A 22744-nucleotide genomic window follows, 5' to 3' on the forward strand; every position below is an offset into this window, starting at 1 on the left:
GCATTACTGAACCGTGGTTCAATAACGCCGTGGCCCGACCGAAGACGATCACGGACGAGCGGTTGCTGACCGCCGCGGGCGAGGTGATCGCCCACAAGGGACCGGGGTTCACCGTCGCGGACGTGGCCGAGCGGGCGGGCGTCTCGGTGGGCACGGTGGCCGGCCGGTTCGGCTCGAAGAGCGGTCTGCTCCAGGCGTTGACCAGGCAGACCAGCGCGGAGAACGTGCGGCGGATGCGCGCGGCGGCCGATGCGGCGGTCGACCCGGCCGAGGGGCTGCGGGCGGCGCTGCTGACCTGGTTCGAGGGCATGGTGGACCCGGCCGAGGCGCAGAACCACCTGGCCCAGCTCGGTGTCGACCTGATCGACCCGGAGCTGCGCGCGCTGCTCGCCGACCTCTACGAGGTGACCGAGCGGACCGTGCTGGAGCTCACCCGCCGGGTGGACCTCCCGCGCGGTCCCGGGCCGGAACGCGCGGCGCGGGTGCTCACCGGGCTGCTCTACGGCGGGTCGATGGACTGGTCGGTGCGGCCGCGCGGCGAGCTGGCCGACCGGCTGGCGGAGGACGTGGACGCGGTGTTGGACGCTTGGAAGGGGAGATGATGGCGTCGTTGGAGGGCAAGGTCGCGGCGGTCACGGGGGCGACGCGGGGCGCGGGGCGTGCCATCGCGGTCGAGCTGGGCGCGGCGGGTGCGACGGTGTTCGTCGGCGGCCGGTCGACGCGCGGGCACAAGTCGCCGATCGGCCGGGACGAGACGATCGAGGAGACCGCGGAGCTCGTCACGGCGGCGGGTGGCCGGGGCATCCCGGTGCGGTGCGACTTCACCGCGCCATCGGACGTGGACGCGTTCCGCGCCCGCATCGAGTCCGAAGTGGACGGCCGGCTGGACGTCCTGGTGGACGACGTGTGGGGCGGTGAGGCGGACACCGAGTTCAAGGTGTTCTGGGAGCAGGACCTGGACCGCCAGCTGCGGATGTGGCGCAACAGCTTGGAGGCGCACTTCGTCGCGCTGCACCGGCTGCTGCCGCTGCTGGTCGCCAAGCCGGGCGGCCTGCTGGTCGAGGTGACCGACGGCGACAGCGACGAGTTCTACAGCGGGTCGCTGGCCTACGACTCGGTGAAGGTCGCGATCCGGCGGTTCGGCACCGTGATGGCGAAGGAGCTGGAGGCGTTCGGCGGCACGTCGGTCGCCGTCACGCCCGGGTTCCTGCGGTCGGAGCAGATGCTGGAGCACTTCGGCGTGACGGAGGAGAACTGGCGCGACGCGATCGCCAAGGAGCCGCACTACGCGATGTCCGAGACGCCGCACTACGTCGGGCGCGGCGTCGCGGCACTGGCCGCCGACCCCGACCGCCACCGGTTCACCGGCAAGGCGCTCGCGTCCTGGACCCTGATGCGGGAGTACGGCTTCACCGACCTGGACGGGTCACGGCCGGACTGGGGCCGCTGGTACGAGGAGGTCTTCAAGGCGGGCGTGGACCCGACCACGGCGGACGCGTCGCAGTACCGCTGACGCGGGCGGTCCGGCCCGGTCGGGCGTCGCAGGTCAGACGTCGCCGGGCCGGACCAGCCCCGTCTCGTACGCCAGCACCACGGCCTGCACGCGGTCGCGCAGGTCGAGCTTGGCCAGGATGCGCCCCACGTGCGTCTTCACCGTGGCCTCCGACAGGAACAGCTTGCGCGCGATCTCGGTGTTCGACAGCCCCTTGGCGATCAGCACCAGCACCTCGCGCTCCCGCTCGGTCAGCGCCTCCAGCACCGCCGCGTCCCGCAGCTCGCCGCCGCCCTCGCCGAGGAACCGGCTCAGCAGCCGCTTGGTCACCGAAGGCGACACCACCGCGTCACCGCTGGCCACCGCCCGCAACGCGGACACCAGGTCACCCGGCGGCGTGTCCTTGAGCAGGAACCCGGACGCGCCGTTGCGCAGCGCCGACAACGCGTACTCGTCCAGGTCGAACGTGGTCATCACGAGCACCTTCGCGGTGCCCGCCTCGGCGATCCGCTTGGTCGCCTCGACCCCGTCGAGCACGGGCATGCGCACGTCCATCAGCACCACGTCGGGTCGCAGGCGGTCGGCGAGCTGCACGGCGTCGAGCCCGTTGGCGGCCTCGCCGACCACGTCGACGTCCTCCTGCGCGCCGAGCACCATGCGGAAGCCCATGCGCATGAGCTCCTGGTCGTCCACTAGCAGTACGCGGATCACGCCGTCCCTTCCGTAAGACTCCCGCACCCTACGACGGGACCAGCGGCAGCACGGCGCGGACCCGCCAGCCACCGCCCGGGTTGGGCCCCGCCTCCAGCGTGCCGCCGAGCACGCCCGCGCGTTCGCGCATGCCGATCAGCCCGTTGCCGCCGGACACCGCGACCAGGTCGTGGGGCGTGCCGAACCCGTCGTCGGCCACCTCCACCTCCACCTGGTCGGCCGCCTGGGTGACGCGGACGGTCGCGGTGGCGCCGGAGCCCGCGTGCTTGAGCGTGTTGGTCAACGCCTCCTGCACGATCCGGTAGACGCCGAGCCCGAGGCCCGCGGGCAGCGCGGACAGCTCGCCGGCGGTCTCCAGCCGCACGGGCAGCCCGGCGGCCCGGCAGTTCTCGGCCAGTTCGTGCAGGTCGCCCGCGTCCGGCTGGGGCACCCACTGCGTGCCGGACTGGTCCTCCGACCGCAGCACGCCCAGCAACCGCCGCAGCTCGGTCAACGCCTGCCGGCCGGTGTCGGCGATGGTTCGCACGGCGGCCTCGGCGAGGTCCGGGTTGGTCCTGATCGCGTAGCTCGCGCCGTCGGCCTGCACCACCATCACGCTCACCGCGTGCGCGACCACGTCGTGCAGCTCCCGCGCGATCCGCGACCGCTCCTCGCCCACCGCGATGCGGGCCTGCTGGTCGCGTTCGGTCTCCAGCAGCTTGAGCCGCTGCTCCAGCTCCCGGTTGTAGGCGCGGCGGGCGCCGACGAACTCGCCCATCGCCCAGCTGAACCCGAAGATCACCGCGATCACGAACACGATGAACGCGGCCTCGACGCCCGCGCCCATGGGCCACAGCGCCCACACGAAAGTGCCGACCGCGAGCCAGATCGAGTAGAGCAGGCCTTGCCGCCTGCCGACGTAGGCGACCACCGTGTAGAGCGCGATGGCCAGCGAGAAGTCCGCCAGCCGGATCGGCATCCCGGTCTGGAGGTCGCCGTGGGTGAGCAGCTGGACCGCCCCGCCGAACAGGATCACGTAGGACGAGCCCAGCGGGTGCTTGCGGCGGAACACCACCGGCACGATCATCATCGCGCCGACGAACAGCAGCGTGGACCCCGGGACCGTCGACTGGTTGGCGCCCAGCACGCCCAGGTCGAACACGAGCAGCAACCCGGCCATCAGGGAGTCCCCGAAGACCGGGTGCGCTCGCATCCACAGGCTCAGCCGCCGCACGTGACCAGGTTAGGTACCGGTCCGGCGGGCGCGCGTCGCGCCACGGGCTGACCCCCGCCTAATCCTCCAGGCGGATGACCGGACGTCGCCGCCCGCGTCCTACCTGATCGTCTTGATCTGCGTCGGGTCGATCTTCTGCTCGGCGGGCTCCACGCGCGGCGCGGGCGCGCCGTGCACCGCTTCGACCCGCGTCTGCGGCGGCACGGACCGCTGCTGCTCGTACTGGCGGTGCTCCTCGGCCATCTCGTCGGCCAGCTGCTGCTGGAGCTGCCGGTCGCGGATGCGACCCAGGATCATCATGGTGACCGCGTGCACCAGCGCCAGGACCAGCAGCATCACGCCGAGCTTGACCACGACGTCCTTGACCGGGTCGCCGGTGTCGACCGAGATGATCGACACGATGGCGAGCAGCCCGAGCACCACGAGGTGGAACAGCACGGTCGCCAGGCGGGTCATCGACCTGGCCGCTTCCGGGTCCCCGTACGCCCGGCTCATGTACCCCTTGCCGCTGCGATAGATCAGTTGACCGTCGATCAGCACCAGCACCACGCCGAGCAGCAGGAACACCGCATATCCCTGTTCCATGGCGGACCTCCCTCGTCGGTCGCGGAAATACCCCGGTCACCGCGTTCGCAAACCGGGCGCCACCCGCACGTGGCACGATCTCCGGCGTGACGACGCAGGCCAAGCAGCTCGCCGGTCCGCTCTCGGCGGCGGTCGCGAACCTCTGCGTCGGTCTGCAGCCGCAGGTCTCGCCGGCGACCGCGGCCGGGTTCCGCGAGGTGCTGCGGCGGCTGTCCGCGCCGTTGCAGGTCGCCGTCGCGGGCCGGATCAAGTCCGGCAAGTCGACGCTGGTCAACGCGCTGATCGGGCGTCGTGTCGCGCCCACGGACGTCGGCGAGTGCACCCGGTTGGTGACCCGCTTCCAGTACGGCACGGTGGACCGGATCGAGGTGGTGTTCACCGACGGCCGCAAGCAGGTGCTGCCGTTCGAGGCGAACGGCTCGATCCCGCCGGACCTGGGCGTGGACGTCGAGCGGGTGTCGCACGTCGAGGCCTACCTGACCAACGCGGTGCTGCGGGACCTGACCGTGATCGACACGCCGGGCCTCGGCTCGCTCGACGCGGCGTCGGTGGCGCGCACCGAGGCGCTGCTGAGCGGGGAGCTGGACCCGGTGTCGCGCAACGCCGTGGCCGGCGCGGAAGCCGTGCTGTACGTCGTCACGCAGGGCGTGCGGTCGGACGACCAGCAGGCGCTGGCCGCGTTCACCGCCGCCACCGCGAGCCGTGAAGCGGGCCCGGTGAACGCCATCGCGGTGCTGAACAAAGCCGACACGATCGCCGCGGAGACCGTCGAGGGCGCGAACGGCGACACGTGGCAGGCGGCCGTGCTGCTGGCCGAGCGGCAGGCGCGGACCCTCAAGCCGCGCGTCGCGGACGTGCTGCCGGTGATCGGCCTGGTCGCCGAGTCGACCGAGACCGGCGGCTTCACCTCGGCCGACGCCGACGCGCTGCGCAAGCTGGCCGAGCTGGACGACGCGACCCGCGAGACCATGCTGATCTCGGCCGACCTGTTCGTGGGCTGGGAGTGCGACGTACCGGTCGGCACCCGCACCCGGCTGCTGGAGAAGCTGGACCTCTACGGCATCCGCAAGGCGCTGGAGGCCGTGGACGCCGAGCCGACCATCACCGCGGGCGCGCTGCGCCGCAAGCTGCTCGACGCCTCCGGGCTGGACGGCGTGCGGGCCAAGCTGAACGCGGTGTTCCGGTCGCGGGCCGACGGCATCAAGGCCGCCGCCGCGCTGGCGTCGGTGACGTCGCTGGCCGCCGCCTCCGGCGACCCGAACGAGCGGCAGCGCGTGCACGACGCGATCGAGGTGCTGCTGGCCAAGCCGGAGGCGCACCAGCTACGGCTGCTGGAGGCGTTGACGCTGGTCGCGTCGGGGGCCGTGGCGATGCCGAACGACCTGGTGGAAGAGGTGCTGCGGTTCGGCAGCTCGCCGGAGGTGTCCGAGCAGCTCGGCCTGCGCGGCAGACCGCCGCACGAGCTCATGGCGTACGCGCTGGAACGCGCCGGCTGGTGGCGTTCCTTCGCGTCGTTCGGCGCGACGCCCGCGCAGAGCCGCGTGGCCCACGTGGTGCACCGGGCGTACTTCCTGATCTGGCAACAACTGCGGGGACGGCGATGAGCGGAACGGAACAGGGCGGCGCGGCGTCCGACCACGCTGTGGAGACGACGCTGGAGACCACCATCGCCGACGAGCTGCTCGACCAGGCGTTGGCCGAGCGGCGCGCTCTCGTGCAGCTCTGCCTGTACGCGCTGGACCGCGCCCGCAGCGCCGGGGTGGTGGAACGGCTCGAAGAGGGCCTGGCGGCCATCGGCGTGACCGCGTTGCGGCCGGACGGCGAGCGGTTCGACCCGTCGCGGCACGAAGCGGGCGGCACCCTGCCGACGCCGGACGCGTCGCTGGACGGCGTGGTCGCCGAGACCGAGGTGGTCGGCTTCGCCGACCGCGGCCGAACGCTGCGCGCGCCCGTCGTCACCGTCTACACCGCGCGATGAGCGGCCTGCCGCAGACGGTCCGGCAGACCAGGGAGAAGCTGACCGCCCTGGTCCGCTCGCTCGACCCGTCGGCCGCGTCGTTCGTCGAGACCCGCAAGGCCGGCCCCGCGTCGGTGGTGGTGGTCGGCGAGACGAACCGGGGCAAGAGCTCGCTGGTCAACGCCCTGCTGGCGACGCCGGACCTGTCACCGGTGGACGCCGAGGTGGCCACCGCGACCTACCTGGTGTTCCGGCACGGCGAGCAGTGGTCGGGGCGGGCCTGCTACGCCGGGTCGATGTCGCCGGTGCCGTTCGAGCGGTCGGAGATCGTGAACTGGGTGTCGGCGGCCCACGAGCTGCCCGAGGGCATGCTGCCACCCCGCTACGTCGAGGTCGAGGCACCGATCCCGCTGCTGGAGCGGCTGTCGGTGGTGGACACGCCCGGCGTCGGCGGGCTCGACTCCGCGCACGGCGAGCTGGCCGCCGAGGCCGCCGCGACCGCGACCGCGCTGCTGTTCGTGGTCGACGCCTCGGCCCCGTTCACGCGTGGTGAGCTGGAGTTCCTGCGCACGGTCGGCGAACGCGTCGAGACCGTCGTGTTCGCGCTGACCAAGGTCGACCAGTACCGCGGCTGGCGGCAGGTGCTGGAGGCCGACCAGGCGCTGCTGGCCGAGCACGCGCCCCGGTTCCGCGGCGCGACGTTCCACCCGGTGTCGTCGCGGATGTTCGAGCTCGCGGCCAAGGCGCCCAACCCGGACGCGGCGGCGATGCTGCGCGACCGGTCGGGGATCGGGGCGTTGCAGGAGGCGTTGCAGGAGCTGGTGGTCGGCCGGGCGGCGATGCTCGGCGAGGCCAACGGGCTGCGCGCGCTGGCGACCGTGCTGGACGAGCTGATCGCGCGCAACGAGGCGGACAAGCGGGCGCTGTCGTCGGGCGAGGAGGAAGCCGAGACGCTGCGGGACCGGCGGGACGAGCTGAACTCGCAGCGCCGCTCGTCGACGCGCAGTTGGCAGGTGCGGCTGCGGGGTGAGGTGCAGCGGGCCCGGGTGGAGGGCGCGCACGAGGTCAGCCGGCAGATGCGGGACGTGCAGACGTGGTTCCGCACGGCCATCGACTCGGCCGACCGGGAGCGGCTGGCGGCGTTGCCGCAGGAGGTCGACACGGCGTTGCAGCTCGTGTCGGGCCGGATCAGCGCCGGGCTGGCGGTGCGGCTGTCCCGGGTGGCCGACTCGGCGCTGGCCGACCTGTTCTCGCCCGAGGAGCTGGCCGTGATCCGGGGTCAGTTCGCGCGCGGCGCGACGCCGCCGGTCGTGCTGCGCCCGCCGGAGAAGCGCGCGCCGACCGCCGAGGACAAGCTGCTGGTCTTCATGGGCGTGTCCGGCGGCCTGGGCGCGGGCCGGCTGGCCGCGTTGCCGCTGGCCGGGCTCGGGGTGGCGGCGCTGAACCCGATCGTGCTGCCGGTGACCATCGCCCTGGGGCTGGGCGCGGGCTGGTGGATGGCCCGGACCAGGAAGCACTCGGCCGACAAGCAGCACCTCAAGCAGTGGCTGTCGGACGCCATCGCGGACGCCCGGTCCACTGTGGACCAGTTGGTGGCCGAGCAGCTGATCGAGGCCGAGCAGCAGCTGTCGCTGGTACTGGACGACGCGCTGGGCAAGCGGGTCGAGGCGATCGAGGCGGAACTGCGCGAGGTGGACAAGGCGCTGCGGATGGAGGCGGGCGAACGGGCGAAGGCGCTGCAGGCCGTGACCCGCCGCCTGGCCGAGCTGACCGCCGGCCGCACCAAGGTCGACGAGCTGCTGGCCCGCATCCGCGCCGTCCGCGACCGTGCGTGAACCCCCTGTGACCCCGCGTGGGAGCTTCCCCGGCGGAACCGAACGGGCATAACGTGAGTCCAACCGGTACAGGACGCAGGAGGGTGGGAACGGTGTACATCGACGAGACAGGCGCGGCCGACGGCGAGCTGAAGGTCACGGTCGGCGACGAGGAGTACACCGCCGAGGCGACCTACGACCTCGACCAGGACGGTGTCGACGAGAGCGCGGTCGTGGAGACCGACGACGGCGGGCACCTCGCGTTCAGCGACACCGACGGTGACGGCGAAGCCGACCTGATGAGCACGTTCGACGCGGACGGGGAGCTCACGAGCCAGGCCGAGTTCGACGAGGACTCCGGCGAGTGGGTCGCCGTGGACCCGGGGGACGACCGCGCCGAGCAGACCAACACGAACGCCGGCAAGGCCATCGTGGTCGACATGGAGGACGGCGCCGACCAGAACGTCGGCCCCGCGACCGAGGACACGGACGGCGACGGCCGCGCCGACACCGCGGTGGTGAAGGACGAGGACGGCGACACCTGGCTGTTCACCGACGCCGACGGCGACGGGAGCGCCGACCTGGCCACCGAGATCACCCAGGACGGCGAGGTCACGGTGTCCAAGCACACCGGCGACGACGAGTGGACCCAGGTCGAGCACGGCCGCATCGGCGAGGACGGCAAGTACGCGCCGGACGGCGACGAGGCCTGGTCGGACGGCTCGGAGGACAAGGTCACCGTGTCGGGCGTGGTCCGCATCGACTCCGTCACCGGCCAGTGGATCAGCCCCAACTGACCGCCGGGTCGACCTGCTCCACGAACGCCGTCCACCGGGCCGCGAACGCTCGCGGAACCGCACCCGACCGCGAATCCGGGTGCGGTGTCGGGCTCCTGTCGTGATGATGGCCGCATGGTCATCCGCCCGCTGACGGCCGACGACGTCGGCACCGTCGTGGAGTTCTCGCTGCGCGCGTGGGCTCCGGTGTTCGACTCGTTCCGCGCCGTCCTGGGCGTTCCGGTCTACACCGCGCTGTTCCCGGACTGGGAGTCGACGCAAGCCCGCGCCGTCGAGGACGTCTGCCGGGACGACGCGACGGCCGTGTGGGTGGCCGACCGGCAGGGCCGCGCCGTGGGTTTCGTGGCGGTCCGGGTGGGTGACGGCGAGATCCACATGCTGGCCGTCGACCCCGACCACCAGCGGCAGGGCATCGGCTCCGCGCTCACCTCGTTCGCCGTCGAGCGCCTCCGCGAAGCGGGCGTCACGCTGGCCGTCGTCGGCACGGGCGGCGACCCGGGCCACGCACCGGCGCGCCGCACCTACGAGCGCGCGGGCTTCACCCCGTTCCCCCACGTGCAGTACTACCGGCGGCTCGACCGGTGACCTCGCGGACCTGCCGGTGGAACCGGTGCCGGTCGGGTTCGTGAATCCCTTGTGGGGCAACCGGAAGAGTCGCTCCCGGTATTAGCGGGAACGACCCGCGCGCCCTTTCTGGAACGGTTGAGAAATCCGGACATTTCACATGAGTGAATTTTCCGGGTGAGCGTGAGAGCGCTCTCACAGCCTTCGGTCGGGCCACTCGACGGTGTGGCGATCGACGCACCGGGGCGCCCTTGCATTCCGCCGACTAAAGCCCAGGTCACAGGCCGATTTGTGGTGATCGGGTGCTGAATCGATTACAGAATCGGTTTTGTGAGCCAGCCGACAGGTCAGATGTGCGTTACCCGGGATTAACCCGGCTAACCTCCGTCTATCCCCTTAATCGGCACGCCCTCCACCGGGCGGGCGGAGCCATTCCCGAGGACGTCCCACCAGGACAACGGCGTCCACCGTGGGCTGGCGCTCAGCTAGGAGACGAGACGAGATGACGGCAGTGACCATTCCCGGTCTCGACCACGCACCGACCAACCACGCGCGCCTGGTGTCCTGGGTGCGCGAGGTCGCCGAGCTGACCTGCCCCGATGAAGTGGTGTGGGCCGACGGCTCCCAGGACGAGTGGGACCGGCTCACCGCCAAGCTCGTGGACGCGGGCACCTTCGTCCCGCTGAAGAAGAAGCCCAACTCGTTCTGGGCGGCCTCGGATCCGACCGACGTGGCGCGGGTCGAGGAGCGCACCTTCATCTGTTCGGTGGACCCGCAGGACGCGGGCCCGACGAACAACTGGATGGATCCCGCCGAGATGAAGGGGATCATGACCGAGCTGTACCGCGGGTGCATGCGCGGTCGGACGATGTACGTGATCCCGTTCTGCATGGGCCCGCTCGACGCCGAGAAGCCGATGCTGGGCGTGGAGATCACCGACTCCGAGTACGTCGTCGTCTCGATGCACATCATGACCCGCATGGGCACGAAGGCGCTGGCGCGATTCGGCGACGACGCCGACTTCGTGCAGGCGCTGCACTCGATCGGCGCGCCGCTGGAGCCGGGCCAGGACGACGTCCCGTGGCCGTGCAACGAGACGAAGTACATCACGCAGTTCCCCGAAGAGCGGATGATCTGGTCGTTCGGCTCGGGCTACGGCGGCAACGCGCTGCTGGGCAAGAAGTGCTACTCGCTGCGCATCGCCTCGGTGATGGCGCGCGACGAGGGCTGGCTCGCCGAGCACATGCTGATCCTCAAGCTCACCTCGCCGGAGCAGAAGGCCTACTACATCGCGGCCGCGTTCCCGAGCGCCTGCGGCAAGACCAACCTCGCCATGCTGGAGCCGACCATCCCCGGCTGGAAGGTCGAGACGCTGGGCGACGACATCGCCTGGATGCGGTTCGGCGACGACGGCCGGCTGTACGCGGTCAACCCGGAGAACGGCTTCTTCGGCGTCGCGCCCGGTACCGACTACCACACCAACCCGAACGCGATGCGCACCATCGCGAAGGGGAACTCGCTGTTCACCAACGTGGCGCTGACCGACGACGGCGACGTGTGGTGGGAGGGCATGGGCGAGCCGCCCGCGCACCTGACCTCGTGGAAGAAGCAGGACTGGACGCCCGGCGGCGACGAGCTGTCGTCGCACCCGAACTCGCGCTACTGCACGCCGATCGCCCAGTGCGACATCAAGGCGCCGGAGTGGGAGGACCCGAAGGGCGTGCCGATCTCGGCGATCTTCTTCGGCGGTCGCCGCGCCACCACGATCCCGCTGATCACCGAGTCGCGCGACTGGCAGCACGGCGTCTTCATGGGCGCGACGCTGTCCAGCGAGACGACCGCCGCGGCCGTCGGCAAGACCGGTGTCGTGCGGCGCGACCCGATGGCCATGCTGCCGTTCATCGGCTACCACGCCGGTGACTACTTCCAGCACTGGATCGACACCGGCAAGTCGGCCGACGCGGACAAGCTGCCGAAGATCTTCTACGTCAACTGGTTCCGCCGGGGCGAGGACAAGCGGTTCCTCTGGCCCGGGTTCGGCGAGAACTCGCGCGTGCTGAAGTGGGCCGTCGAGCGCATCGAGGGCAGGGCCGCCGCGGTGGAGACGCCGATCGGGCACGTGCCGACGGCCGCCGAGCTGGACCTGGAGGGCCTGGACGCGCCCCGCGCGGACATCGAGGCGGCGCTGGAGTTCGACGCCGACGAGTGGCGGGCCGAGATCCCGATGATCGAGGAGTGGTTCGCCAAGATCGGTGAGAAGGTGCCGACCTCGCTGCGCGACGAGCTGGAGGCGTTGAAGCTCCGCCTCGGCTGAGCCCGCACCCCCGAGACGTTCTCGGCGTGAGACCCGGTGGCCAACGGCGTCCACCGGGTCTCTTTTTGGTTGCTCCGGGTGATTTCCGGCTCGTCCGGAGGTACCAAGGAGGAGTGACCCAGCGGGACGATTTCCTGGGCGGCCTGCACTACGACCGCGTGCCGGAGGCGGAGGTCGGACCGGCTCCCGGCGTCGTGCGGTATCCCCCGGCCGGGGTGCGCTCCGGGTCGGCGCGGCCGCGGGTGTCGGCGTGGTGGCACGTGGCCGGCTTCGTGCTCGGCGCGGTCGCCGCGGCGCTCGGTGCCCTCGCGTGGGGCTACGCGCTGGACCAGCTCGACGAGGTGCGGCTGCGCGGGCTGGTGGCGTTGGGACTCGCGGGGCTGCTGGTGGGTCTGGTGTCGCTGGGGAAGCTGTCCCCAGCCGCGCCCCTGGCCGCCGGCCTGGCCGCACTGGGGGGTTCAGTGCTGTTCGAACTGGGTACCTTTCCCTTCTTGCCCGTGCTCAGGCCGGTGTTCGAGAGCGGTGGCCCGGTCCTGGTCGGCGTGCTGCTGGTGGTGTTGTCCTGGCGACGGCGCTAGTTGTCCACAGCTTGTGGACAGAGCTGTGCACAGCCTGTGGGTCGGTTGTCCTCAGGCGGGCAGCGGGTTGCGGCCCAGTCCCCACAGCCGGCCGGTGAACGGTCGCGTCGCCTCGGCGTAGCAGACGGCGGACGTGTAGCCCTCGGACCACGCCTGGCTGCCGAACGCCCGCCAGGACGCGAACACGTCGTCCCGGGCCGCGCCGACGTAGTTCCTGACGGCTCGCGCGCAGTGCTCCGCCGCCTTGGCGTTCACCTGGTCGACGGACGGCGCGGGGTCCTGCGGGCTACCCAGGGCGAGCACTCCGGGGACGGCTTCGGCCCGGTGCGGTTGGTCGCACGCAGTGATCGCGGCGTCCTTCGCCTCACCCGGCGAGGCGGCGGCGCACAACTGCACCGTGCCGAACCCGGCCGCCTTGAGGAGGTCCTTGGCGCTGGTCTTGCGGCGCACGCGGCTGCCGTCCGGCTTCAGCTCCACCACCGTGCACACGCGCCAGCGGTCGCCCTTCGCCCACCCGTCCCGGCTCGGCCACAACGCGTGCGCCTGCAACCGGGTGGCGTCGTGGTCCGGGCTGCCCAGGTACGCGGTGAGGGCGGCGCGGCACGCGGGCAGCGCGGCACGGCGCAGGTCGCGGTCGTCCGGGTACCCCGCGCCCAGGCCCTCCAGCACCCCGACCTCGGTCACCTCGGCCTCGTGCTCGGCCGCGCAGTCGAGCACCTCCAGGCCGGTGTCCGTGCACTGGCCCGCCTTGGGCAGCCGGTCGGGTGACGGGGTGATGGACGGGCGGACGACCTCGGCGTCCGGCACGCCCTGGACCGGCGCCGTGCAGGCGGCGAGCGACAGCGCGGCCAGAGCCACCACCGCCGCCCGCCAGCCCGTCACGCGGTCAGATTACTGACACCAGTGCGGCGACCTGGTCGGCGATCACCCGGCGGTCCCGCTCGAACGCCGCGTCGGTCAGCGCGGTCGGGTCGACGGGCTGGCCCAGCACCGGCGTGTGCAGGTGACCGCCGAGGACCGCGGTGGCCGACAGGCCCAGCCGCAGCCGGTTCGCCCGGTACATCGACTCGTTGGACAGGTAGTCACCGCCGCTGCCGCTCGCCGCGGCCGCGCCCGGCGTCGGCTCGTCGGTGCGGCAGCTCGGCGTGCCCGTGCCGGGCACCGTGCCGAGCGGCCACTCGCAGAACTCGCGGTTGTAGCGGACCGGGAACGGCCCGGTGGTCGCGGCGACCAGGCGCTCGTGCGGCAACGTCGTCTCGATGAACTCCAGCGCGGGCTGGGGCCACCCGGCCGCGTCCGGCACCACGCCGCGCGACGAGACGTCGTCGTTGTCCGGGAAGCCGCCGCGCCACCGCCCGGCCCACCGCTCGACGTCGAACTGCCCCGGCCGCCCCTGGCTGACCGTGACCAGCGCGTTCGCCCGCGAGTTGAGCGCCGTGCCGTAGAACCGCTCCACCACGCCCCGGTCGAACGCGCCCCACAGCACGGGCAGCACGGCCGCCTCCACCACGGCGGGCCCGGACGGCGTGTCGACCACCTTCCCGTCCAGCCGCAGCGCCGCCGCGCCCGCCGGGTTGCTGCGCCGCACGGACGTGCCGCTGAGCTGGAACGGGTCGAACCCGGTGACCGCGATCCGCCGCACGCCGTCGGCGAAGCGCACGTCCTCCACGCCGCGCGAGGTCCGGTCGAACAGCTCGACCAGCCGCGCCCGCTCGGCGGCGTCGGGCCGCCAGTCGCGCGGCTGCCACTGCCGCAGCGCCTTCGTCGCCTGCAACCGGGCCCAGTACAGCGGCCGGTCGTCGTAGGAGTCCCAGGCCTGGGCCGACTGCGCCCGCTGCACCGCCGCCCGCCACAGCTCCGCGCCGCGCCCGACCACGTGGTACAGCGCCTGCGCGCGGGAGATCGGCTCGCACAGCCGGGCGGTGAACCGGCTGATGTCGTCGTCGAACCCGGCCAGCCGCACCAGCTCGGGACCGACTTCCGGCCCGGTCGGCGTGAGCCGGTCGTCCAGCCGCTGCTCCTCGACGGTGAGGGGAGCGTTCGGGTCGAAGCACGGCGCGGGCTGCGCGTGCGCCACGGCGGGGAGGGTGAGGAGGGACAGACCGAGTGTGAGTGTCATCACTGCGCGGAGTCGTCTGGTCACCCGCCGATGCTGCCCAACCGCGGTCGGGTCGAGGAACCCGCCGAACGGCCCTCGGTTCGTCCGTCCACCTTTCTCACTCGTTCGGGCACGAAGTGGGCTGTCCCCTTGCCACCGCGAGTGCCACTCGAAGGCACGCCGCGCGACCGGATGGGCGGCGCGCCGGGCCGCCCGCCGCGCTGACGCGGGCTCAGGCGCTCAGCCGGTCCCGTCCGCCCGGGAACGGCCCGAGCGCCACGCCCGCGTCGGTCAACGCCGACCGCACCGCCCGCGCGACGGCCACCGCGCCGGGGCTGTCGCCGTGCACGCAGATCGAGTCCACCGGCATCCGCAGCACCTGGCCGTCCACGGCCCGCACGCGGCCCTCCGTCGCCAGGACGACGCACCGCGCCGCGATCGCGCCCACGTCGTGCAGCACGGCACCCGGCCGGCGCCGGTCCACCAGCGTCCCCGCCGCCGTGTACGCCCGGTCGGCGAAGGCCTCGTACCGGACCGGCAGGCCGGCCACCTCCGCCCGCTTCAACCACACCGCCCCCGGCAGCCCGAGCACCGGCAGCGTCGGGTCGAACGCGCGCACGGCGTCCACCACGGCGTCGGCCTGCGCCTCGTGCGTCACCAGCGCGTTGTAGAGCGCGCCGTGCGGCTTGACGTACCCGACCCGCGTCCCGGCGGAACGGGCGCACGCGTCGAGCCCGCCGACCTGGTAGAGCACCTCGGCGGTCAGGGTCTCCGGTGGCACGTCGACGAACCGCCGGCCGAAGCCGTTCAGGTCGCGGTACCCGACGTGCGCACCCACCGCCACGCCGCGCGCCGCCGCCAGCTCGCACGTCCGCCGCATCGTCTCCGGGTCGCCCGCGTGGAAGCCGCAGGCGATGTTCGCGCTGGTCACGACGTCCAGCAGGGCCCGGTCGTCACTTAGCGCCCAGCGGCCGAAGCCTTCGCCCAGATCCGCGTTGAGGTCCATGAGCCCTCCCCTCGTACCACTGCTCAATGTAGGGATTGTTCAACAATCCTTCAATACTCCATTTGACTCGTGCGACAACTAGACTTTCCCCATGACCACGGCTCAGGCGGACGGTTGGCTGAACGCCCTCGCGAAGGACCGCGACGACCTCGACCGCTCCAGCACCGCCGAGCGCGTGGCGGACAAGCTGCGCACGAGGGTCCTCGACGGCGACATCACGCCCGGCCAGCAGCTCAACGAGAAGGCGCTGGGCGAAGCCCTCCGCGTCTCGCGCAACACGCTGCGCGAGGCGTTCCGCCTGCTCACCCACGAACGCCTGCTCGTGCACGAGTACAGCAAGGGCGTGTTCGTCCGCCGCCCCGACGTGCCCGACATCGTGGACCTCTACGCCGCGCGGCGGGTGATCGAGTGCGGCGCGATCCGCCGCTGGCCGCACGTGGACGAGGACGCCCGGCGGGCCGTCCGCGACGCCGTCGCCCTCGGCCTGGCCTGCCGCGAGCGGGCCGACTGGACCGGCGTCGGCACCGCGAACGTCAAGTTCCACCAGGCCGTCACGGCGCTGGCCGGCAGCGCCCGGCTGGACGAGGAGATGGAGCGGCTGCTCGCCGAGGTGCGCCTGGCGTTCCACGTGATGGGCGACCCCGAGGAATTCCACCGCGACTACCTGCCGCTGAACCAGTCCATCGTGGACCGGCTCGACGCCGGCGAGGTTCGGCAGGCCGAAGAAGCGTTGCTCACCTACTTCGACCGCGCAGAGAAGCACTTGGTCACCGGCCTGCGGTCCGAGCGGTAATTGGTCACGATCCAACTACGTCATTCGTCGGTAACCCACCCGACATGGTGACTACCATCCCCCGTCCGACCTACCATGCGCGACACCGCGTTACCGGGCCGCCGTACGGAGGGGCACATGCCGTCTGCTCGAAAATCCAGCCTCCGCTGGAGCAACTGGAACCTGCTGCTGCTGATTCCACTGCTCATGCTCGTCACGCCCTGGTTCAACTCCGATGAGCCGAGGGTCCTGGGGCTGCCGTTCTTCTACTGGTACCAGTTCGCCTGGGTGCCGGTGGGCGTCCTCTGCGTGGGCCTGGTCTACGTCAAGACCAAGGACGAACCCGTGGTCAAGGGCAAGCCCGACCTGCTCGGCGTGGACGACCTGGACGAGGGGGCCAAGTAATGCAGTGGATCGAGTTGACGGTGTTCAGCGCGCTGTTCCTGCTGGTCACCGTCCTGGGCTTCATCGCGGCGAAGTGGAAGGCCGGCGACACCCTCGACCACCTGGACGAGTGGGGCCTGGGCGGGCGCAAGTTCGGTTCCTGGATCACCTGGTTCCTGGTCGGCGGTGACCTCTACACCGCGTACACGTTCGTGGCCGTGCCCGCCCTGGTCTTCGGCGCGGGCGCGATGGGCTTCTTCGCGCTGCCCTACACGGTGATCCTCTATCCGATCGTGTTCCTGCCGCTGGTGCGCATGTGGTCGGTGTCCCGCGTGCACGGCTACGTGACGCCGGCGGACTTCGTCCGCGGCCGCTACGGGTCGCACTGGCTGGCCCTGCTGGTCGCCATCACCGGCATCGTGGCCACGATGCCGTACATCGCGTTGCAGCTCGTCGGCCTGGAGGCCGTGCTGCGCACGATGGGCCTCAACGGCTCCGGCATCCTCGGCCACCTGCCGCTGTTCATCGCGTTCGTGATCCTGGCGCTGTACACCTACCAGTCGGGCCTGCGCGCGCCCGCGCTGATCGCGTTCGTCAAGGACACGCTGATCTACATCGTGATCCTGGTCGCGGTCATCTACCTGCCGTCGAAGTTCGGCGGCTGGGGCGCGATCTTCGACAGCGCCCAGGCCAAGTTCGCCGCGACCGAGAGCAAGGCCGACGGGATCGTCCTGACCGGGACCAACCAGCTCCAGTACGCGACGCTGGCGCTGGGCTCGGCGCTGGCGCTGTTCCTGTACCCGCACTCGCTGACCGGCATCCTCGCCTCGCGCGGCCGCAACGTGATCAAGCGGAACATGGTCGCGCTGCCCGCGTACTCGCTGCTGCTGGGCCTGCTCGCGATGCTCGGCTTCGTGGCCATCACGGCGGGCGCCAAGCCGATCACCAACCAGGCCACCGGCCGCCCGGACACCAACACCATCGTCCCGGTGCTGTTCGGCCAGGAGTTCCCGGCCTGGTTCGCGGGCGTGGCGTTCGCGGCCATCGCGATCGGCGCCCTGGTGCCCGCGGCGATCATGTCGATCGCGGCGGCGAACCTGTGGACCCGCAACATCTACAAGGAGTACCTGAAGAAGGACGCCACCCCCGCCCAGGAGGCCAAGCAGGCCAAGCTGGCGTCGCTGGTGGTGAAGTTCGGCGCGGTCGCGTTCATCGTGTTCATCGACCCGCAGTTCTCCATCGACCTCCAGCTCATCGGCGGCGTGATGATCCTGCAGACGCTGCCCGCCGTGGCGATCGCCCTCTACACCCGGTGGTTCCACCTGTGGGGCCTCGTCGCCGGCTGGGTCGTGGGCATGGGCTACGGCATGTGGCTGCTGTACAACATCGGCAACCCGGCCGTCGGCAAGGCGCACTTCGCGGGCTCCGCGCTGCCGCTGGGCAAGCTGTCGCTGTTCGGCTGGCACCCGTTCGACGGCTCCACCGTGCAGATCTACGTCGGCGCGGTGGCCGTCGTGGCGAACCTGGTGGTCGCCGTCGTCGTCACGCTGATCGCGAAGCGGGCCAAGCTGTCCAACGGCACCGACGAGACGCAGGGCGACGACTACCACGTGGACGAGGACAGCGACCGGGTCAAGCCCATCGCCGTCCACTAGCCGGCCGCACCGGCTAGCCGAGCACCAACCGCGCGGCTCCGACGAGTCCCGCCCGGCCACCGAGCCGGGCGGGCTCGACGCGCAACGCGTCCAGGTAGGACAGTCCGCAGTGCTCGGCGACGGCCCGGCGGACCGGGTCGAACAGCAGCTCGCCCGCCTGCGCCACCCCGCCGCCGACCACGGCCAGGTCCAGGTCGACCACCGCGGCCGTCGCCGCGATCGCCAGGCCGACCGCCCGCCCGGCCCGCTCGAACGCCGCCCGCGGGACCTCCTCGCCCGCGTTGGCCGCCGCGGCCAGCAGCGCCGCGTCCGCGCCGTCCGGCGCCTGCCAGCCCTGGCGGCGCGCCCACGCCACCATCCGCGGCCCGCCCGCCACCGTCTCCGCGCAGCCGCGCCCACCGCACGCGCACGCCTCGCCGTCCGGCTCGACCACCACGTGCCCGATGTGGCCGGCGTTGCCGGTGCGCCCGCCGAACGGCCGCCCGCCGAGCACCAGCCCGCCGCCGACACCGGTGCTGACCACCAGCCCGAGCAGGAACCGGCTGTCGCGCCCCGCGCCGAGCCAGTGCTCGCCCAGCGCCATGCACGGCCCGTCGCCCGCCAGCTCCACCGGCACGCCCGGCAGCAGCTCCGACACCCGCTCCCGCAGCGGGAACCCCCGCCACCCGCGCACGTTGATGGGGCTGACCGTGCCCGCGCCGGCGTCCACCGGGCCGGCCGACGCGATGCCGACCCCGGCCACGTCCTCGCCCCGCACGACCTCGTCGACCACGGACACCACCGCACCCCAGGTGTCCTCCGCCGACCCGAGCGGCGTCGCCACCCGCACCGCCCGCCGCACCGCGCCACCCCGGTCCACCAGCGCGCCTGCGATCTTGGTGCCGCCGACGTCCAGTGCCAGCACCAAGTCCGTCATGCCGGCAACCTTAGAACCCGCCGCGCCGGCACCCGCCGACCAGTGCGGGTCAGCGCTTCAACAGCCGCGTGACGCCCGCCGCGACCGTCGTGGCCAGGACCCACCCCGTCACGATCAGCCCGGACGCGATCCACTGCGACACACCGGGCGGGTTCCACCGGTTCTTGTTGCCGAAGTCGACGATCGGCACCACCAGGTCGATGGTGTAGAGCCACGCGTTCCACGACAGCTCGTCGTCGGCGTTGATCTCGGCCAGCTCCGGCCCGGCGGCGAACCAGGTGCTGCCCAGCAGCCACGCCACCACCAGCCACGCCAACGCGCGGGCCGGGCGGTAGCCGTAGCCGACCATGGCGCGTTGCAGCCAGCTCCACAGCAGCACCAGCGGCCGCAGCCAGCGGCGGCCCTCGGCGACCGCCCGGTACCGCAGCCGCTGCTTCTCCACCAGCACGATCGCCGCGTGCTCGTCGTTGCCGCCCGCCCGCAGCATCTCGGCGAACTGGTCGTAGGGCCCCGGCCGGTAGGTGCGCCGCATGGCCTGCCGCAGCCAGCGCAGCCGCCGTTCCACCTCGCCGTCGTCACGCAGGTCGATCGGGTGCCGCAGCGAGTCGTAGCGGAACTCCTCCAGGTCGATCCAGCCGGTCGCGCCCCAGAAGTGCTCGTTGTCGTCCAGCACGGTGCAGCGCACCTGCCGCAGCGTCACGTCGCCGCGCGGCGGGCCGATCGGCTTCAGCTCCAGCTCCGGCACCTGCATGCCGAGCAGGTTCACCGCGTGCGCGTCCAGCTTGTCGCCCAGCACCGCGCCGGTGAACGTGGCCATCCGGCCGACCTGCGCTCGCCTGGCCCGCACGCCGCCGTGCGCGACGAACTCCTTCGCGCCGCGCGCGCAGATCAGGTCGCGGCCGATGACCGCGCCGCCGACGTCCAGCGACGGCTTGCCCGCCGGCTGGTGCCGGTACCGGCCCGGCTTGGTGATCCGGCTGCCGCGCAGGTCGAGGTTCGCGCCCACGTGCACGCCGCGCAGCTCCAGCCCGCCGGTCACCTCGACCTCGCGGGCGGCGAAGTTGCTGCCGATGCGGGACCGGTTGCCCAGCACGGCGTCCGCCCGCGGGTTGTCCAACGTGGACCCGTCCAGGATCAGGCTGCCCTTGGCCTGGAGGTCGACCATCCGGAGCTGGCCGCGCACGGAAGCCTGCCTGCCGATGACGTCGCCGCCGATCGTCGTGCCGTCCAGGTGCAGCGCCCGCCCGTAGCCGGTGGGCTCGGCGGTGTCGGTGGCCAGGGCGCGGCCGTAGCCGGTCGGCTCGCTGTCCGCCTCGCCCATCGCGTCGAACGTCCCGCCGGACAGCGACAGCGTGCCGCCGAGCGTGGCGTTGACCATGCGCACCGCTCCCGCGCTGGTGAAGCCCCGGTCGAGCTGCACGTCGCCGCCCACCGCGATGCGGTCGAACACGAGCGTGGCGTCCGGGTCGGAGTGCGGGTCCAGCGCGTCGTCGTCGGCCCGGCCGTCGGCGGCGGACGTGCCGCGCAACGTCAGCGCCGAGTCGACCCGCGCGGCGGCGAGCAGCACGGTGCCGCGCAGTGCGCAGTCGTTCATCAGCAGGTTGCCGCCCACGTGCAGCCCGGTGCCGTTGACCGAGTGGCCCAGCGGGTTGGTGAGCGTGCCGCCGCTGAGGTTGCAGTAGCCGCCGACGTGCGCGCCCGCCATCCGCAGCTCGCCGGTGACGCGCACCCGTTGCGCCAGCAACCCGCCCGCGAGCTTCAACCGGTCGGCGTGCAGCGCGATCCCGTCCGGCACGACCAACGCGCTGTCGCGCAACGACAGCGACCCGGCCACGTCCGCGTCGACCAGGTCGACCAGGCCCTCGACCGTGCTGCCCGCCAGCGAGACCTCGTTGGCGCAGCTGAGGTTGCGCGCCGAGAGGCCCGGCAGCCAACACTCGGCGAACTCGATGCCGGCCAGCTTGCCCTGCCGCAGGTCCGGCGGCTCCTCGAACCGGCAGCGCACGAACTCCAGCAGGTAGGGGAACTCCACCGCCCGCAGGTCGAGCACACCGGTCAGGAACCGGTCCGCCACCCGCACCACGGGCGGCATCCCGGCCCGCCGCCGGGGTAACCGCCACGTCCCGTCCGCCTCGCCCACCCCGCGCAGCACCTCGGCCGCCGCCATCCGGGCGGAGCGCGGCGGGCTGGGGTCGAACACGTCCAGCCCCCGCGCCCCCACCTCAGCCATGCGACCGACAATAGGGGCCCCGACGGGTCCCCCGTGGCGGGTTCGCCGATCAGGCCCCGCGCGGTCCCTGGTGCGTCGGGTCGAGCACGCGGGCGAGGAACGACTGCGTGCGCTCGTGCTGCGGCGCGCCGATGACCTGCTCGGCCGGGCCCTCCTCGACGACGTACCCGCCGTCCATGAACAGCACCCGGTCGGCCACCTCGCGGGCGAACTGCATCTCGTGCGTCACCACGAGCATCGTCATGCCCTCGTCGGCGAGCTGCCGCATCACGCCGAGCACGTCGCCGACCAGCTCGGGGTCCAGCGCCGAGGTCGGCTCGTCGAACAGCATCACGTCCGGGTCCATCGACAGCGCCCGCGCGATGGCCACGCGCTGCTGCTGGCCACCGGACAGCTGGCCGGGCATGGCGTTGACCTTGTCGGACAACCCGACCCGCTCCAGGTTGCGCAGCGCGACCTCCTGCGCCTGCCTGGCGTCGCGCTTGAGCACCTTGCGCTGCGCCACGGTCAGGTTGTTCAGCACGCTCAGGTGCGAGAACAGGTTGAACGACTGGAACACCATGCCGATCTTCGTTCGCGCGGCGTCGATGTCCACGTCCGGGTCGGTCAGCTCGACCCCGTTGACCACGATCCGCCCGGCGGTCGGCTCCTCCAGCAGGTTCACGCAGCGCAGCAGCGTGGACTTGCCCGAGCCGGACGGCCCGATGATGCACACGACATCACCGCGGTCCACCCGGACGTCGATGCCCTTGAGCACGTCCAGCGTGCCGAACGACTTCTTCAGCCCGGTGATCTCGACTGCCGGCTCGCTCACGCGGACACCCCCAACCCGGTCGATTCCGGCGTGCTGACCTTCTTGCCGCCCGTGCGCCGCTCCAGGTACCGCGACAGGTGGCCCAGCGGCAGCGTGATCAGCAGGTAGCACAGGCCGACCACCAGGATCGGGGTCAGCGACGGCGACCGGCTCAGCGTCTCGCGGCCGAACTTGGTCAGCTCGTACTGGTCGCGGGCCAGGCCGATGATGTAGATCAGCGACGAGTCCTTGGTGAGCAGGATCAGCTCGTTGGTCAGCGGCGGCAGGATGATCCGGAACGCCTGCGGGATCACCACGGTCAGCAGCGTGCGGCCCGGCGACATGCCCAGCGAGCGGGCCGCCTCGATCTGCCCCTTGGGCACCGCCTGGATGCCCGCGCGGATCGTCTCGGCCATGTAGGCGGCGCCGACGATGCCCAGCGCCAGCATCACCGTCGAGTAGATGTCGAACTGCAGGCCGAACGCCAGCGGCACGCCGAAGCTCAGCGCGATGAACACCAGCAGCGCGGGCACGCCGCGGAAGAACTCGATGTAGATGGTGGCGAGCCAGCGGTACGGCGCGACCGGCGACAGCTTCATCAGCGCCAGCACCAGGCCCAGCGCCAGGCCGAACGCGAAGCCGAGGGCGGTGTAGACGAGCGTGTTCTTCAACGCCACGGTGATGGCGTTGGGGAACATCTCCGCGGCGATCTCGAGGTTGAAGAAGCTGCGCTGGATCTCGCTCCAGTCGGCGACGACCGCGAGGACGGCGGCCACCACGACCAGCAGCGCGTACTGGCTGACGCGGAACGCCTTGGCCCGTTGTCGCTTGGAGAGTGCCATGTGGATTACCTCGTGGGTGGGGT

The 22744-nt window shown here is 72.1% G+C and carries 22 protein-coding genes; 12 read left to right on the forward strand and 10 right to left on the reverse strand.

Features of this window, described 5'->3' with window-relative positions; translation table 11 throughout:
* Window positions 1–29: 29 nt before the first annotated feature.
* Both FHX81_RS21855 and FHX81_RS21860 read left to right on the forward strand, forming a co-directional pair.
* The gene (locus FHX81_RS21855) at window positions 30–602 is read left to right on the forward strand and encodes a TetR/AcrR family transcriptional regulator (protein ID WP_141979918.1); all 573 of its coding nucleotides are present in this window, start codon (window positions 30–32) and stop codon (window positions 600–602) included.
* Window positions 602–1513 (forward strand): SDR family oxidoreductase, encoded by a 912-nt coding sequence (locus FHX81_RS21860; protein WP_141979919.1) that lies wholly within the window; start codon window positions 602–604, stop codon window positions 1511–1513. Before FHX81_RS21855 ends, FHX81_RS21860 begins: the two co-directional genes overlap by 1 nt.
* 33 nt (window positions 1514–1546) lie before the next feature.
* Here FHX81_RS21860 and FHX81_RS21865 read toward each other — a convergent pair whose 3' ends face one another.
* The 3 genes from FHX81_RS21865 to FHX81_RS21875 all read right to left on the reverse strand — a co-directional run bounded on the left by FHX81_RS21865 (window position 1547) and on the right by FHX81_RS21875 (window position 4001).
* Window positions 1547–2203, reverse strand: coding sequence for a response regulator (locus FHX81_RS21865; protein ID WP_141979920.1), 657 nt, complete (start codon window positions 2201–2203; stop codon window positions 1547–1549).
* A gap of 28 nt (window positions 2204–2231) precedes the next feature.
* Complete coding sequence (locus FHX81_RS21870) at window positions 2232–3395, reverse strand: sensor histidine kinase (RefSeq protein ID WP_141984063.1); 1164 nt, start codon at window positions 3393–3395, stop codon at window positions 2232–2234.
* A 120-nt stretch (window positions 3396–3515) separates the two neighbouring features.
* Window positions 3516–4001, reverse strand: coding sequence for a hypothetical protein (locus tag FHX81_RS21875; RefSeq protein ID WP_141979921.1), 486 nt, complete (start codon window positions 3999–4001; stop codon window positions 3516–3518).
* An 86-nt stretch (window positions 4002–4087) separates the two neighbouring features.
* On the opposite strand from FHX81_RS21875, the gene FHX81_RS21880 reads away from it, so the two are divergent.
* The 7 genes from FHX81_RS21880 to FHX81_RS21910 all read left to right on the forward strand — a co-directional run bounded on the left by FHX81_RS21880 (window position 4088) and on the right by FHX81_RS21910 (window position 12025).
* Window positions 4088–5605 carry a dynamin family protein gene (locus FHX81_RS21880; protein ID WP_141979922.1) on the forward strand — a complete coding sequence of 506 codons (1518 nt, stop codon included), beginning with the start codon at window positions 4088–4090 and terminating at the stop codon, window positions 5603–5605.
* Window positions 5602–5979, forward strand: coding sequence for a nucleotide exchange factor GrpE (gene grpE / locus FHX81_RS21885; protein ID WP_141979923.1), 378 nt, complete (start codon window positions 5602–5604; stop codon window positions 5977–5979). The genes FHX81_RS21880 and grpE overlap by 4 nt, the downstream gene beginning before the upstream one ends.
* Window positions 5976–7793: a dynamin family protein gene (locus FHX81_RS21890; RefSeq protein ID WP_141979924.1), complete on the forward strand. Its 1818-nt coding sequence runs from the start codon at window positions 5976–5978 to the stop codon at window positions 7791–7793. Before grpE ends, FHX81_RS21890 begins: the two co-directional genes overlap by 4 nt.
* A 92-nt stretch (window positions 7794–7885) precedes the next feature.
* Entirely contained in the window at window positions 7886–8569 is a 684-nt protein-coding gene (locus tag FHX81_RS21895) for a putative sodium/potassium/calcium exchanger (RefSeq protein WP_141979925.1), read from the forward strand.
* Between the two features lie 114 nt (window positions 8570–8683).
* Complete coding sequence (locus FHX81_RS21900; RefSeq protein ID WP_141979926.1) at window positions 8684–9154, forward strand: GNAT family N-acetyltransferase; 471 nt, start codon at window positions 8684–8686, stop codon at window positions 9152–9154.
* 481 nt (window positions 9155–9635) lie between these two features.
* A complete protein-coding gene (locus tag FHX81_RS21905; protein ID WP_141979927.1) occupies window positions 9636–11447 on the forward strand; it encodes a phosphoenolpyruvate carboxykinase (GTP) in 1812 nt (603 codons plus the stop codon).
* A gap of 113 nt (window positions 11448–11560) precedes the next feature.
* Complete coding sequence (locus FHX81_RS21910) at window positions 11561–12025, forward strand: hypothetical protein (RefSeq protein WP_141979928.1); 465 nt, start codon at window positions 11561–11563, stop codon at window positions 12023–12025.
* A 51-nt stretch (window positions 12026–12076) separates the two neighbouring features.
* Here the strand turns inward: FHX81_RS21910 and FHX81_RS21915 are convergent, their stop codons facing one another.
* The 3 genes from FHX81_RS21915 to FHX81_RS21925 all read right to left on the reverse strand — a co-directional run bounded on the left by FHX81_RS21915 (window position 12077) and on the right by FHX81_RS21925 (window position 15129).
* Window positions 12077–12907: a septum formation family protein gene (locus FHX81_RS21915; RefSeq protein ID WP_246107919.1), complete on the reverse strand. Its 831-nt coding sequence runs from the start codon at window positions 12905–12907 to the stop codon at window positions 12077–12079.
* 4 nt (window positions 12908–12911) lie between these two features.
* Window positions 12912–14102, reverse strand: coding sequence for a hypothetical protein (locus FHX81_RS21920; protein WP_141979929.1), 1191 nt, complete (start codon window positions 14100–14102; stop codon window positions 12912–12914).
* A gap of 253 nt (window positions 14103–14355) precedes the next feature.
* On the reverse strand, window positions 14356–15129 hold the full coding sequence (locus FHX81_RS21925; RefSeq protein ID WP_141979930.1) for a LamB/YcsF family protein: 774 nt from the start codon (window positions 15127–15129) through the stop codon (window positions 14356–14358).
* A gap of 91 nt (window positions 15130–15220) precedes the next feature.
* On the opposite strand from FHX81_RS21925, the gene FHX81_RS21930 reads away from it, so the two are divergent.
* From FHX81_RS21930 to mctP, 3 genes are all read left to right on the forward strand, one after another.
* Window positions 15221–15922 (forward strand): GntR family transcriptional regulator, encoded by a 702-nt coding sequence (locus FHX81_RS21930; protein ID WP_141979931.1) that lies wholly within the window; start codon window positions 15221–15223, stop codon window positions 15920–15922.
* A gap of 117 nt (window positions 15923–16039) precedes the next feature.
* Entirely contained in the window at window positions 16040–16306 is a 267-nt protein-coding gene (locus FHX81_RS21935) for a DUF3311 domain-containing protein (protein WP_141979932.1), read from the forward strand.
* The gene (gene mctP / locus FHX81_RS21940) at window positions 16306–17940 is read left to right on the forward strand and encodes a monocarboxylate uptake permease MctP (RefSeq protein WP_141979933.1); all 1635 of its coding nucleotides are present in this window, start codon (window positions 16306–16308) and stop codon (window positions 17938–17940) included. Before FHX81_RS21935 ends, mctP begins: the two co-directional genes overlap by 1 nt.
* Window positions 17941–17953: 13 nt before the next feature.
* Here mctP and FHX81_RS21945 read toward each other — a convergent pair whose 3' ends face one another.
* Genes FHX81_RS21945 through FHX81_RS21960 form a run of 4 tightly spaced genes read right to left on the reverse strand, consistent with a single transcriptional unit; the run spans window position 17954 to window position 22721 of the window.
* The gene (locus tag FHX81_RS21945) at window positions 17954–18856 is read right to left on the reverse strand and encodes an ROK family protein (protein WP_141979934.1); all 903 of its coding nucleotides are present in this window, start codon (window positions 18854–18856) and stop codon (window positions 17954–17956) included.
* Between the two features lie 49 nt (window positions 18857–18905).
* Complete coding sequence (locus FHX81_RS21950) at window positions 18906–21086, reverse strand: hypothetical protein (protein WP_141979935.1); 2181 nt, start codon at window positions 21084–21086, stop codon at window positions 18906–18908.
* A 49-nt stretch (window positions 21087–21135) separates the two neighbouring features.
* Entirely contained in the window at window positions 21136–21900 is a 765-nt protein-coding gene (locus FHX81_RS21955) for an amino acid ABC transporter ATP-binding protein (RefSeq protein WP_141979936.1), read from the reverse strand.
* A complete protein-coding gene (locus FHX81_RS21960) occupies window positions 21897–22721 on the reverse strand; it encodes an amino acid ABC transporter permease (protein WP_141979937.1) in 825 nt (274 codons plus the stop codon). The genes FHX81_RS21955 and FHX81_RS21960 overlap by 4 nt, the downstream gene beginning before the upstream one ends.
* Between the last annotated feature and the right edge of the window lie 23 nt (window positions 22722–22744).

Origin of the sequence: Saccharothrix saharensis (assembly GCF_006716745.1) — a bacterium.
GTDB classification, from domain to species: Bacteria; Actinomycetota; Actinomycetes; order Mycobacteriales; family Pseudonocardiaceae; genus Actinosynnema; species Actinosynnema saharense.

Bases quoted from the DNA above. Each gene is read 5' to 3' on its own strand.
- FHX81_RS21860 (WP_141979919.1), top strand. From the start codon at position 602: ATGGCGTCGTTGGAGGGCAAGGTCGCGGCGGTCACGGGGGCGACGCGG.
- FHX81_RS21870 (WP_141984063.1), bottom strand. From the start codon at position 3,395: ATGCGAGCGCACCCGGTCTTCGGGGACTCCCTGATGGCCGGGTTGCTG.
- FHX81_RS21875 (WP_141979921.1), bottom strand. From the start codon at position 4,001: ATGGAACAGGGATATGCGGTGTTCCTGCTGCTCGGCGTGGTGCTGGTG.
- grpE (WP_141979923.1), top strand. From the start codon at position 5,602: ATGAGCGGAACGGAACAGGGCGGCGCGGCGTCCGACCACGCTGTGGAG.
- FHX81_RS21890 (WP_141979924.1), top strand. From the start codon at position 5,976: ATGAGCGGCCTGCCGCAGACGGTCCGGCAGACCAGGGAGAAGCTGACC.
- FHX81_RS21900 (WP_141979926.1), top strand. From the start codon at position 8,684: ATGGTCATCCGCCCGCTGACGGCCGACGACGTCGGCACCGTCGTGGAG.
- FHX81_RS21905 (WP_141979927.1), top strand. From the start codon at position 9,636: ATGACGGCAGTGACCATTCCCGGTCTCGACCACGCACCGACCAACCAC.
- FHX81_RS21925 (WP_141979930.1), bottom strand. From the start codon at position 15,129: ATGGACCTCAACGCGGATCTGGGCGAAGGCTTCGGCCGCTGGGCGCTA.
- FHX81_RS21930 (WP_141979931.1), top strand. From the start codon at position 15,221: ATGACCACGGCTCAGGCGGACGGTTGGCTGAACGCCCTCGCGAAGGAC.
- FHX81_RS21935 (WP_141979932.1), top strand. From the start codon at position 16,040: ATGCCGTCTGCTCGAAAATCCAGCCTCCGCTGGAGCAACTGGAACCTG.
- mctP (WP_141979933.1), top strand. From the start codon at position 16,306: ATGCAGTGGATCGAGTTGACGGTGTTCAGCGCGCTGTTCCTGCTGGTC.
- FHX81_RS21945 (WP_141979934.1), bottom strand. From the start codon at position 18,856: ATGACGGACTTGGTGCTGGCACTGGACGTCGGCGGCACCAAGATCGCA.
- FHX81_RS21950 (WP_141979935.1), bottom strand. From the start codon at position 21,086: ATGGCTGAGGTGGGGGCGCGGGGGCTGGACGTGTTCGACCCCAGCCCG.
- FHX81_RS21960 (WP_141979937.1), bottom strand. From the start codon at position 22,721: ATGGCACTCTCCAAGCGACAACGGGCCAAGGCGTTCCGCGTCAGCCAG.